This is a genomic window from Tautonia marina (genome assembly GCF_009177065.1).
Taxonomy (GTDB): domain Bacteria; phylum Planctomycetota; class Planctomycetia; order Isosphaerales; family Isosphaeraceae; genus Tautonia; species Tautonia marina.
This window is the reverse complement of record NZ_WEZF01000036.1, coordinates 20,405-32,647: the sequence shown is the minus strand read 5'-3', so window position 1 is coordinate 32,647 and position 12,243 is coordinate 20,405. Positions and strand designations below refer to the sequence as shown.

Below are 12,243 nucleotides of genomic sequence, written 5' to 3'. Positions count from 1 at the left end.
CGAAGGATGGACCGAAACCCTTGGCCAGCCGAACACCGTCCCCTATGACTATGATTTTTGAAACCGTTTCACCGTAATTCCCTCCCACTCGGTCGGGCCAGGACGAGGCGGGAATCACGAGGCGACGTAGCGGCCCCCGTCCAGTTCGCGGGCCTGGCCGAGGGAGACGAGGGCGTCGAGGAGTTCCTGGACGCGGTCGGCGCGGGCGCGGAGGAAGGTGCGGGCGCCGGTTCACCGCTCCGGCGGCGCGGGCAGCTTCTTTCGCTTCGCCCAAGCGGCGACAGCTTCCGCGATGATCTCCGCCGCATCCTGGCCGGTGTGGTCGGAGGCCGATCGGAGCCAATCGGCCCATTCCTCGAAACACCGAAACTTGACCTGGCCCGTCCGCTTCCGCTCAGACGGCGGTCGGCCTCGGGTGCGCGTGGCGTCCGCCATGGATCGCTCCCCTGTTTTGCTGATTTTATGGGCACACCGATGTTGGATTTTATGCTACATATTAATATACAGTTTTATGTCGGACGAGCAAAGGGCAAGCCAGAAAACGAGAGGGGGCCGAGTGACTGGTACTCACCCGACCCCCCGAGGGCAAGGCTAGCAAGGAGCCCCACCCATGACGATCCTTTTCGACAGCACCCGCCGCGTCAAGACCACCCGCTTCGGCCTCGGCTCGATCGCCCGACCGACGCCTACGGCAACCCCCTCCCTCGGGTCGGCTACTCGACCGCCGACGCCGAATGGTATGCCTCCCAACTGGCCGAACACGCCGAGCCTTGGGCTCCGTGGCCGGACTGGACAGACGAGCGTTGGACGCTCTCCGATGCCGAGGCTGATCGACTGGCGGCGGAGGCGGAAGCCGAGCGGCGTGTCGAATCGCCCAGCTACCTCTGATCGCGACCGAGGCCCGCCGATGACGTAGGCGTTTGATCAAGCCACCCGATAGGGAACCCCACTCCACGAACGGAAGTGCGAGTCATGAGCGGGCCTGGTTCGTCGGAGCCGAGAGGAATAGGGATTTCTATCCCTCTCGGTGCCGACTCTTTCAGGCTCGAACGCTCCTAGCCTTCAGACCACGTGGGCCTTCCATAGAGCGTGTCGTAAATGTACGAACGATATTGGAGCCCTCGCCCTTGTATGGCCATGGTTTGCTGAAAAGCCGTTGACTCATCGGGGAGAACCTCGATGGTATGCGCTTCTATTCCCGAGTTGAACACGAAATTACCGTTGGGCAGCCGCTGAGCGCTTCCCAGGGCCACTGCAAAGCCTCCGAGGTCGGCGTTCAAGACCAGGCTCGCCTGCATCATCGCTTCATCCAAGACAAAGGCTTGGCCGCGACTGTGCGCCTCGTCATCCAACAAACGACGCGTGTTCCCATTATCAAAGATTATCAGGGTTGTGTTATCCACATAGTTGGCATCGTGCTGGTACGAGAACCAAGGGGATGGGTCCGAGGAATTGAGAGTGAAGTCCCCGTCCTCACCCAGACGCCAGACGACGTGGCCGTCGCCGGTCCCGTTGGCGTAATCGATCTTGATCACCCAGTTCTGGTGGCGCACGGAGATCACCAGATTGCCGTCGGCAGGAGACCAGGAGACCGCGTTCGAGTGCATCCAGTCTTCCGGGCCGAAGTCGCCGTTGATCGGGAGGCGGTTGGTGTCAAGCCAATCAAAGGCATCCCAGACCCACTCCACCTCAAGGTTCTCGTTGAAGACGAGGACCATATCGCCGAGGTACTCGGTTGGTGTGCCATCGACATCGATCGTCCTAAGTCCATTCGCAAGGACAGCCGTCTTGCCGTTCGGTAAACGCTCGGCGTCGTGGTGAAAACTAACGATCGAGTCTTGGCCCAACTTGGCCAACTGAGCATTGACCGCGCCTATGTTTGTCTCCCAAATCGTATTACCCGCCAAGTCGACCTCGCGTAGCCGATGACCATCTTGATAACTTGCCAACAACACCGATCCACCAGGGGCAATGCTCAATCCGATGTTGGGGAATGCCTGGGCCACGGAATCAAAGTACCAAGCAATATTCCCATCACGATCTGTCGCCAAGGTATTGATCGTACCCGGTGGTTGCAACAGACCGAAATGGACCACGAGGTTTTGCGTGAGATCGGCCTCATCAGTCGGAGCCTGGTCGATCGAGAAGCTCGGGAAATTCAGGTTCGTCGGCAATGCCCCAGTCGTAAATGCGATTGCGGCCGACGCAGATCCGTCATCGATAACGTGGCGCATTTCGTACGTCGCATCGGCAAGCATGCCGGCGACCAGGAAATTGGTGCTCAGGCCCGACTCGATCGGCAGTGCGTCGGTCTTGGACCACGGCCCATCCGAGCCCAGGGGCCTGAACTCGACAAACATCGTCCCACCCTCCGAGGAAGGCGCACTGTAGAGCGCCACCAGCGGATTGGAGGTTGGGCTAACCGTCGCTTCAGATCCCACGACCCGAGAGATTGCGTTGTAATTCGCACTTGTCGAATCGCTCGTCTCGGAGTTGAAGCCCGCCTTTACCACAACCTGGACCCAAAAGTCCCCTTCCTGCATCGGGGTCCAGGTAAAGCTGTTGCTCACGCTGAAGTCACGGACGACTGATGAGGGGCCGCCGACCTGCCCAACTCGAAATTGGTAGACCGCTGAGTCGCCAAAACCACTAGACCCTGCCGTCCAGGTAACGGGTGAACCGACCAGGGAATCGGCAGGGCCGCTGTTAGTGAGCGAGATCGATCTTCGACCCTCTGCTTCAATCGGCAGCCAGAGCGGCCCGAGAAGGCGGGTACGCAGACCGAGCCCCATGTTGTCAAATGCGAGTGCGAGTGCTTGGTCGTGTGATTGGAGCAAGAAGGCCTCGGAACTTTGCGGACGGTAGACGGCGGGGTCGGTGATCCCGTCACCGTCGTGATCGGCTGGAGCTGGGTCGTCCCAGGGTCCGCCGAAGGCTTGGTTGAGGATGCCCCCGCCCGACAGTGTTCCGAGCCAATGCGAAGCCCCCGGCACGAGGTCGCTATCGTTTCGAAAGACCACGAGATCAGACTTCCCGTCACCGTCGTAATCGCCTGGAATTGCCATATCCTCCGTGCCGCCGAATGGCTGGTTGATTACTCCTCCCAAAGACAACGTCGCGAACCAGTGTGCCGCCCCTGGCAGGATGTCACTCTCTTGCCGATATACCGCCAGATCCGTAATTCCATCGCCGTCATAGTCGGCCGGAATGGCGTCGTCTCCGGGGGCGCCAAAGGCCTGGTTGATCACTCCACCCCCCGAGAGAACCGCGAACCAGTGCGCAGCTCCAGGGAGCAAGTCGCTTTCCCTTCGGTAAACCGCCATGTCGGTTACACCGTCGCCGTCGTAATCGGCCGGAACGGCTTCATCGCCCGCGGCGCCAAAGGCCTGGTTGATCACTCCACCCCCCGAGAGAACCGCGAACCAGTGCGAAGTCCCGGGCAGAATGTCGCTAACTGGACGGAACACAGCCAGATCGGTTACGCCATCTCCGTCATAATCCCCCGGTATCCCCACGTCTCGAGGCGCACCAAACAGCTTGGTTTCCTGCCGGCCATCCGCGTAGGTGATGACCCAAGTGGCCGTGTCCGTGTCGTAGACCAAAAGATCGGCACCCAGATCCCCATCAACATCGAAGAACCGAGAGGCCGAGCCGACTGGTCGCGGATTCTCCCTCGGTCTAATGACCGCTTCGTCTCCGACCACTCGAGATTCCGCTGTGTAGATTTCGCTTTCCGACTCGCTCACCTCAGCGCTAAAGCTCTCCTTGACCGTCACGCGAACCTCATGATCCCCTTCATCCATCGGGCTCCAACGGAAGCTATTATCCGGACTAAAGTCGCGGACCACTGTCAAGGCCTCTCCAAGCTGGCCTACGCTGAACTGATAGACAGGAGACTCGCCATGATCGCTAGTGGTTGCCGTCCAGGCGACTGGCGATCCAACCAGTGAGAAGGGGCCATCTCCCATGAGAGAGACCGCTAATAGATTACGAACTTCAAGCGGCATCCATTCGGGGCGATGCACCCTCGAGCTCCGGGCCGTGCTCGATCTGGATACGTTCCGCCCGGGAGAACGCGTAGGTTGCTGTCGCATCTTGATGGGCTCCTTAAATGAAAACACTATGGAGCGGGTGTGAGGCCCTTGGCATCCAAATCGGCCCCTGAAGTTCGCGAGTCGCAGCCAGGCGTCCCGTGTACTTGCATGAGGGTGTCTGACCCTGATGGGATGCCTTTGACCTCGGATATTGGAGAGAGTTAAAGAGCTAATGGTCTCTCTGACGCATCAAATACCAGTCTTCTCATTGAAGGCTGATTCCAAACGACTTAAACGTCGATCCTGACAAGAGTTCGAAAGATCCGCCTCGAGCTTCCGGAGATCTGGGTAAGCACTCATGCCCGGATTCTGTCAGTTGCACTGACCCAAAAAGTGGGGCCGCATGCTTTATTTGACAATAAGAGGCCTGCGAATGAAGGGCAGAAAGCGGAGGATTGATCGGCTTGGTAAAATGTATAATCAGTCCTGAACTCCAATCCAAAATTCCCCCCTCACACTGGCAAAGTCAAGAAAAACTGCCCAGCTTGCCAGCCTCCGCCTTCGTGGTTCGTGAGAACTACCTGCACATATTTGTCGCGTGGAATCTCAAACTGATTCTCCGCGTCAGGAGCATTCAGAACACTTCAGATTTGGGGATGCAGGGTATCAACGCTGGCAAAATTGCACTTCTGCTTTTGCAGATTATGGGAACTAGAGGGAATTGCGAGGCCTCAGAATTGATATGAGACATTCGTCCGCGCGGGGCGTGATCGGAATCTCCCGTTGAACCGGTCGGAACGAGCAGCCGAGGTGAGTTGGGTAATTTGACCGGGCCGGGAGTCCTTCGGGAGGCACTTTGAACACGCGGGAGATCAGCAAGCGCTAAGCGTTACCCGGAAACGCGTTACGACACATCAGGCCCGGCTTCCTCAGTGAGGGAGCCGGGCCGTGTTGCGATTTGGGAGGGATGGCGAGTGGGTCATGGACCGTCATCTTCTCCTGAAGCGGTCGGGGCGTCCCCCGGATCTTCCTCGATCGCGCTCGGGGGCGGCTCGAACCAGCCGTAGATGGCCGGGATGACGAGCAGGGTCAGCAGACTGGAGGTGACCACCCCGCCGATGACCACCGTGGCCAGCGGCCGCTGCACCTCGGCACCCGCACTGGTGGAGAGGGCCATGGGGAGGAACCCGAGCGCGTCGGTCGTCGCGGTCATCAGCACCGGCCGCAGCCGGTCCATCGCTCCGTAGAAGACTGCCTCCCGCAGGCCAGTGCCGTTGTGCCGCAGGTCTCGGATGGACTCGACCAGCACCACGCCGTTCATGACCGCAATGCCAAACAGGGCGATGAAGCCGACGCCCGCGGAGATCGAGAAGGGCATTCCGCGAGCCCAGAGCGCGATGATGCCCCCCGTGGCGGCGATCGGCACGTTGAGGGAGATCAAGAGCGTCAGCCGCAGCGATCCGAAGGTCGCGTAGAGCAGCGCGAAGATCAGCAGGAGCGCGACCGGCACGGCGACCGAGAGCCGGGCCGTTGCCTCCTGGAGGTTCTCGAACTGGCCGCCCCAGGTGATGACGTAGCCGGGGGGCAGATCGACCTCGTCGCGGACGGCCCGCTGCGCGTCGGCGACGAATCCGGCCAGGTCGCGGCCTCGGACGTTGGCCTCGATCTGAAGGCGGCGCTGGATCGACTCGCGGGTCACCAGAGCCGGGCCTTCCTCGACCGACAGCTCGGCCAACTGCTCCAGCGGGATCTGCCGACCGAGCGGGTCGGCAATCTTGATCTGCCGGAGCGTCTCCAGGTCGGTGCGGTACTGCGGGGCGTAGCGGGCCTGGAGCGGGAACCTCGGCTGGCCTTCGAGTACCTGGCCGACGACATTGCCACCGATCGCCGCGACGGCGTCCATCACGTCTCCGGCGTTGATGTCGTAGCGGGCCAGGGCGTCGCGATCAACGACCACGCGGATGTTTGGCAAGCCGGCGATCTGCTGCGCCCGCACGTCGGCCCCGCCGGAGATCCGAGAGACGGCAGCAACGATCTCGTCTCCCTTTCGCTTGAGGACGTCGAGGTCCGGCCCGTAGAGGCTGATCCCCACGTCGGAGCGCACGCCGGAGATGAGCTCCTGCACCCGCAGCTCGATCGGTTGCGAATCACTGAATGTGTTCGACGGGACGTAGCGTGTCAGCAGTTGGTCCATGACGAAGACCAGCCGCTCCTTGTCGAACCGGAGATTCTGCTCGTCGAAGTCACGGAAGATGTCGTCTGCCAGCTCCCGCAACTGGCGGACCTTCGCCTCGGGGATGTCCTGCCGTCCGGTCATCTCGCGATGGACAGCTCGAATGACGGCCAGAAGGTCGTCGGGACTTCGGATCGTCGTCCAACGATCCTCGGGTCGGCTCCGGAGCCCCAGCAGGACCAGCGGCCATTCCAGCGGCGAGACCTCGGCCCGGGGGTGGAGCATGACGAAGATGTCGCTGATCTCCACGCCCATCGGGTCGGTGGCGATTTCCGGTCGGCCGGTCTTGGAGACGACGGTGATGACCTCGGGGAACTGCATCAGCACACGTTCGATGTTCGTCGTCCCTTCGATCGACTCCTCCAGCGCGACGCTCGGCAGCCGCCATGCCTGCAGGGCGACGGCCCCCTCGTCGAGCCTGGGGATGAACTCAGCGCCCAGGCCGGAGGCGATCAGGCCCCCGGCGACGAGCAGCGGCGCGGCAATCGCCACCGGCACCCAGGGCCGATCCAACGCCTGGCGCAGCAACGGAGCGTAGGAGGCCCGGGCACCCCGGATCAGAAGCGTATCCTTCTGCGTCATTCGGCGGGCGAGCAGCAGCGACGCCAGCACCGGCATCACCGTCACCGAGAGGACCAGCGCCCCGGCCAGCGCCGACATGAAGCTGATCGCCATCGGCCGGAACATCTTCCCCTCGATCCCCTGGAGGCTCAGGACCGGTAGGAAGACAACGATGACCACCAGGCCGGCGAACAGCACCGGCCGGCCGACCTGCTTGCTGGCCTCTCGGAAGACCCGAAGCGGAACCGACCTCTTCTCAGGGTGGGCCTTCGCGTAGTCGCCGGCCCGTCGAATGCAGTTCTCGACCACCACCACGGCTCCATCAACGATGATGCCGAAGTCGATCGCGCCAAGGCTCATCAGGTTGGCCGAGACACCGAGCGCCTCCATCGTGATGATCATGCACAAGGCCGACAGCGGGATCGCCGCCGCCACGATCAGCCCCGCCCGCAGGTTGCCTACCAGCAGCAAGAGCATCACGACCACGAACAAGGCGCCACTGCTGACGTTCTCGACCACCGTGTTGATGGTCCGCAGAATCAGGTCGGTGCGGTCGTAGAACGGTTCGATGACGACCCCCGGCGGCAGTGAGGCTTCGATCGCCTCGATCCGGTCCTTGACGCGGTCGACGACGACTCGGCCGTTCTCGCCGATGAGCATCATGACGATGCCGATGACCGCCTCCCCCTCGCCGTCTCGGGTGACGGCCCCCTGTCGCAAGAGAGGGGCGAAGCGGACCTCGCCGATGTCTCGAACGTGGATCGGCGTTCCGTCCTTCCGGCTGGCCAGGACGATGTTCTCCACGTCGGCAAGACTCGTGATCAAGCCCTCGCCGCGGACGAGACGTTGCTCGCGGTCGTGAATGATGTAGCCGCCGCCCTGGTTCCGGTTGTTCCGCTGGAGCGCCTCGAAGACCGTGTTGAGCGGGATCTTGTAGTTGAGCAGCTTCGACGGGTCGAGCTGGACCTCGTAGGTTTTCAGCTCACCGCCGAAGGAATTCACTTCAACAACTCCCGAAACGCTGCGGAGCTGGAAGGCGACCTGCCAGTCGAGGATCGAGCGCAGCTCCATGAGGCTGTAGTCGTATCCCGGGGCGGCCTTGACCTGGAACTGGAAGATCTCCCCCAGGCCGCTCGAAAGCGGGCCCATTTCCGGCTCGCCGTAGCCGGCAGGAATGCTCTTGGTCGCCTCGCCGAGCCGGGCATCGACGAGGTTGCGGGCCCAGTAGAGATCGGTCCCCTCCTCGAAGACGATCGTCACGGCTGAAAGGCCGAAACGGGTCACCGAGCGGACCTCCTCGACCCGGGGCAGGCCGCTCATGGCCGCCTCAACCGGGAAGGTGATGTACTGCTCAACCTCGACCGGCCCCAGCGAGGGGGCGTTGGTCAGCACCTGCACCTGCACGTTGGTCACGTCGGGGACCGCGTCGATCGGCAGGCGGCGCATGGCCGCGATGCCAGCGACGACGAGCAGCAGGACCAGCAGGAGGACAACGAACCGATTGTTGAGCGATGCGTCGATGATGCGATCGATCATGCGTTCGTCCTCCTGGATTAGTGCGCGTGTCCGGCTTCACCCAGCGCTTCGCCGAGCATTGCCGATTTCAGGGCGAACGCTCCGGAGACGACGACCGGCTCGCCGGGGCTCAGCCCCTCGACGACCTCGACCGCCTGGCCCGGAATCCGGCGGCCGACCACCACGTCTCGCCGCTCAAAGTCCTCGTCGCCGAGGTGGACGAAGACGTACGTTTCGTCGCGGTCCTCTTGCAAGGCCATCGACGGCACATGCAGCACATCCTCCGCGATCCCGGCGGGCAGCTCGACCGTGGCGAACTGCCCTGGCTTGAGCAGCTGATCAGAGTTGTCGGCCTCGGCCACCAGCCGAACGGTGCGTGTTTCAGGGTCGACAAGGTCGCCTGCGTAGAAGACCTCGGCCTCGAAGATCCGATCGGGGTAGGCCTCGGTTCGAAAACGGGTCGTTCGGCCCAGGAGGCCGGCCAGCAGGGAGAGATCCTTCTCGTAGATGTCGGCCTGCACCCAGACGGTCGACAGGTCGGCCAGGTCGAACAGCTTGATCTGCGGCCCAACGCGCTCATCGATGACCACGTCCTTCTGGGTGATTGTCCCGGCGAACGGGGCGTCGATGGTGTAGTGGGCCACATCCTCCCCCTCGCCAAGCGGGTCCATCGACGCCACTTGCCCCTCGTCGTAGCCGAGGATCATCAGGGCCGATCGGGCCGAGCCCTCGGCGACCTGCGCCTGCTCCAATGCCTGGCGGGCCTGGAGCAGGTGCTGTTCGGAGGTAAAGGCGATCTGCTCCATCAGGGCCTTGAAGGTTGACAGGGCCGATTCATACGCCGCCTTGGTCTGGAGGTACTGCTTATCGCTTAACACGTTGAGGCGGTTGAGTTCCAGATCGCGATCGAACTCGGTGCGGGCCTGGACCATCTTGGCATAGGAGGAGATCAACTGCTCGCGGTACTCGCCCATCGGGCGGCCCTCGAAACGGCCGACGACCTCCTGCACGGGCGGCTCGGCTTCGAGGGCGTTGATCAGGTCGGAGACATTCTGGTGAATGGTTACGGCCCACTCCTCGTTGACCTCGGCAATCCGGATCCCCTGGCGGGCCGCGACCAGGTCGAGCTTCGCCTGGCCGATCTCCCGGCTGTCGATCAGAGCCAGCTCGGCTCCCTGCTCGACGCGATCGCCGAAGCGAACGTAGACCTCGTGGACGACCCCCTCGACCAGCGAGTAGACATGAGCCAGGCGGTCCTCGTTGGTGGTGACCTTGCCCGTGACCGTGCGGACCAGGGTCAGGTCTCCCCGGACGGCCGGCTCGATCCGGAGCCCGGCGGCCCGCCATTGCTCCTTGGGGAGCTCGACGAGGCCGGGGACGTGCTCGTCCTCCTCATGCCCCTCATGATCCCCTCCGGTGTCCGTCGCTGCCCGACTGTTGGAGGGAAGGACGGGACTCCAGGGGACGAGAACGATGGCCATGCCGCCGACGACGGCGCCCAGCAGCAGGCCGACGACAAAGCCTTTCGGCATCAAGAATTGCGACAATCGCATCATGAATCAAATCCCGGTTCAAGACGGACGATCAGCGGACCTCGACAACCGATCGCCGCAAACCGGCGGCGGGGGTCGCCGAGACGAAAGCGTGAGCGTCGTCCGGGATCAGATCAGGTACGAACAGAGGGCAATGCGCGTCGATCGGCCGACAGGAGGGCCGTCCGCGTCGCCCGGAATGGGGATGGTGGATGAGAACGGGAGGCAGACCCCGAACGGGTCTGACCCGAGCAGCGAGGACCAGAAGATCGTCGTGGCCGGCAGCGGCGCGACATCGTCCCTGGCGTGCGGTGTGATCGTGACACCCTGGCAGGCGCAGTTGTGGGCCTCGTCCTGGCAACTGTCCAGTGGCGTCGGTTGGTGGTCGTGTCCAATCCCCGACATCTCGGTGCATGGTCCCGTGGCCTCAATCGACCGGCAGAACACCGGGTCGGCCAGGATCAGCCCGATCAGAAAGGTAATGATGCCGAGGCGCGTCATACGTACCACACTCGAGCGAAACGATTGGACCTTCTTTCATTGTAGGAGGAGTTCTCGAATGCGAAACCCCAACCTTCAACTACGCCATCGTCTGGCTGGTCGATGATGCGGTCGGATTCAGTTCAATTCGGTTGCTCATGTGACTCCCGGACAGGGAATCGAGTCTTGCGCTCATGTGTTCACGTAACCTGCCAGTTCACGCTTCACCGCCTCAGCCTCCGGTCGGCGCGCACCACGTCTCGTCATCGCGCGGCGGTCGGGCGATCGAACCTCGGCCGGTCGGGGGATTGGTCGCTCAGAGGATGGAGTGGATCACCTCTCCCCGGCTAACCGGGTGCGGGCGACCGAGCGGGTCGAGATACTCGGAGTGCGGGGCGTATCCGAGGCAGTGGAAGAGGGTGGCGGTCAGGTCTTCCGGACGCACCAGGCCGTCTCGAGGGTAGGCCCCGATCTCGTCGGACGAGCCAAACACCTGGCCCCCCTTGATCCCACCACCGGCGAGCGCGACGGAGAAGACCGAGCCCCAGTGCCCTCGGCCGCCGTTCGCGTCGAGCCGGGGACTGCGGCCGAATTCGGCCATGCAAACGACCAGCGTTTCGTCGAGCATGCCACGATGATCCAGATCCTCAATCAGCGCCGAGAAGGCCAGGTCCGTCGGCGGCACGAGGACGTCCTTCAAGCGGCTCGATTCGGCAACGTGGCTATCCCAGCAGGGGTTGGCGGGGGGCTCGTCCGGACCTCGATACCAGTTGACCTGCACGAGCCGGACACCGGCCTCGACCAGCCTTCGGGCCAGCAGCACTCCCTGGCCGAAAGGGGTTTCCCCGTAACGTGTTCGGACGGCCTCCGGTTCCTGAGCCAGGTCGAAGGCCCGGCGCGATCCGGAGGACTGCAAGAGGTCGAAGGCCCGCCGGGAGTGCTCGTCGAAGGGGTCGACGGTGTCCGAGGGGCTGGCGTCGAGGCCGCGCTCGATCCGATCGAGCAGGCCCATGCGCTCCCCAAGGCGGGTCGGGTCGAGGTCGGCGGGCAGGTCGATTTCCTGAATGCGGTAGCCCTCTGGCGAGAGCCGGGCATTGAGCAACCAGGGGTCTGCCGCCCGGCCGAGCAACCCGGCATCCTGGCCGGGCCAAACGCTTCCGTCGGTATTGAAGATCCGCATCGGGAGCGTGACCGTCGGCGGCAAAGGGGCGTCCGACTGCCCGAGCGTCCCCAGAAGGGCACCGATCACGGGGGCGTCGTTGGGCGGCCCCGGATTGGCGTTTTCGAAGTTCTTGGGCTGATGGGGCTGCCCGGTGAGCATGTAATAGCCGCTGGAGGAGTGGGCGTTGTCGCCGGTCGAGACGGCCCGCAGCAGGCAAAGCTTGTCGGCAACCTTCGCGGTGTGAGGCAGCAACTCGGAGATCGAGAGGCCGGGAACCGTCGTGGCGATCGGGCCGAAATCTCCCCGGACCTCGGCGGGAGCGTCGGGCTTGGGATCCCAGGTGGAATGCTGCGGCGGGCCTCCCATCAGGAAAAGCACGATACAGGACTTCGCCTTCCCGAAGGCATTGCCTGCCGTCAGGGGGGCAGCGGTTGGACCCACGCCACCCCGGGCAAGGTCGGGCAACCCGAGGCCACCGAGCAGGCCGAGGCCGCCAATGCGGAGGATTTCCCGGCGTCGGTAACCGTCGCAGAGCCGGGATCCGGGGCCGAGCAGTCGTATCATCCGGGCCTCGCTGCCCCCTGGGCCTGGGAAGAGACGAACAGTTGTTGAACAGCCCGACTCTATCAGCCAAGCGGTCGAGCCACAAGCGGTCTCGGGCCAAGGGCTCCCGATCGGTCCTCGATCAGGCCATCATCGGTCTCCGTCAAAAGGGGATCGCTAAGA

Annotated in this window: 7 protein-coding genes; 1 reads left to right on the top strand and 6 read right to left on the bottom strand. The window is 63.1% G+C overall.

Translation table 11 applies throughout. The features are described from left to right. Positions 1-231: 231 nt before the first annotated feature. Positions 232-435, bottom strand: a complete 204-nt coding sequence (locus tag GA615_RS26465; RefSeq protein ID WP_152054359.1) for a hypothetical protein — start codon at positions 433-435, stop codon at positions 232-234. A gap of 39 nt (positions 436-474) precedes the next feature. Between GA615_RS26465 and GA615_RS26460 the strand changes: the two genes are divergently transcribed. Then, on the top strand, positions 475-888 hold the full coding sequence (locus tag GA615_RS26460; RefSeq protein ID WP_152054358.1) for a hypothetical protein: 414 nt from the start codon (positions 475-477) through the stop codon (positions 886-888). A 167-nt stretch (positions 889-1,055) separates the two neighbouring features. On the opposite strand, the gene GA615_RS26455 is transcribed toward GA615_RS26460, so the two are convergent. The 5 genes from GA615_RS26455 to GA615_RS26435 all read right to left on the bottom strand — a co-directional run bounded on the left by GA615_RS26455 (position 1,056) and on the right by GA615_RS26435 (position 12,081). Continuing rightward, a complete protein-coding gene (locus GA615_RS26455; RefSeq protein WP_161602583.1) occupies positions 1,056-4,025 on the bottom strand; it encodes an aryl-sulfate sulfotransferase in 2,970 nt (989 codons plus the stop codon). A gap of 988 nt (positions 4,026-5,013) precedes the next feature. Next, the gene (locus tag GA615_RS27945; RefSeq protein WP_201750339.1) at positions 5,014-8,364 is read right to left on the bottom strand and encodes an efflux RND transporter permease subunit; all 3,351 of its coding nucleotides are present in this window, start codon (positions 8,362-8,364) and stop codon (positions 5,014-5,016) included. A 17-nt stretch (positions 8,365-8,381) separates the two neighbouring features. Then, positions 8,382-9,899 (bottom strand): efflux RND transporter periplasmic adaptor subunit, encoded by a 1,518-nt coding sequence (locus tag GA615_RS26445; RefSeq protein ID WP_152054356.1) that lies wholly within the window; start codon positions 9,897-9,899, stop codon positions 8,382-8,384. Positions 9,900-10,004: 105 nt separating this feature from the next. Then, entirely contained in the window at positions 10,005-10,376 is a 372-nt protein-coding gene (locus GA615_RS26440) for a hypothetical protein (RefSeq protein WP_152054355.1), read from the bottom strand. 295 nt (positions 10,377-10,671) lie between these two features. After that, the gene (locus GA615_RS26435) at positions 10,672-12,081 is read right to left on the bottom strand and encodes a DUF1501 domain-containing protein (protein ID WP_152054354.1); all 1,410 of its coding nucleotides are present in this window, start codon (positions 12,079-12,081) and stop codon (positions 10,672-10,674) included. Positions 12,082-12,243: the final 162 nt, after the last annotated feature.

Coding starts and splice junctions, on each gene's coding strand:
- GA615_RS26465 (WP_152054359.1), bottom strand. CDS start 435: ATGGCGGACGCCACGCGCACCCGAGGCCGACCGCCGTCTGAGCGGAAG.
- GA615_RS26460 (WP_152054358.1), top strand. CDS start 475: ATGTTGGATTTTATGCTACATATTAATATACAGTTTTATGTCGGACGA.
- GA615_RS27945 (WP_201750339.1), bottom strand. CDS start 8,364: ATGATCGATCGCATCATCGACGCATCGCTCAACAATCGGTTCGTTGTC.
- GA615_RS26445 (WP_152054356.1), bottom strand. CDS start 9,899: ATGATGCGATTGTCGCAATTCTTGATGCCGAAAGGCTTTGTCGTCGGC.
- GA615_RS26440 (WP_152054355.1), bottom strand. CDS start 10,376: ATGACGCGCCTCGGCATCATTACCTTTCTGATCGGGCTGATCCTGGCC.
- GA615_RS26435 (WP_152054354.1), bottom strand. CDS start 12,081: ATGATACGACTGCTCGGCCCCGGATCCCGGCTCTGCGACGGTTACCGA.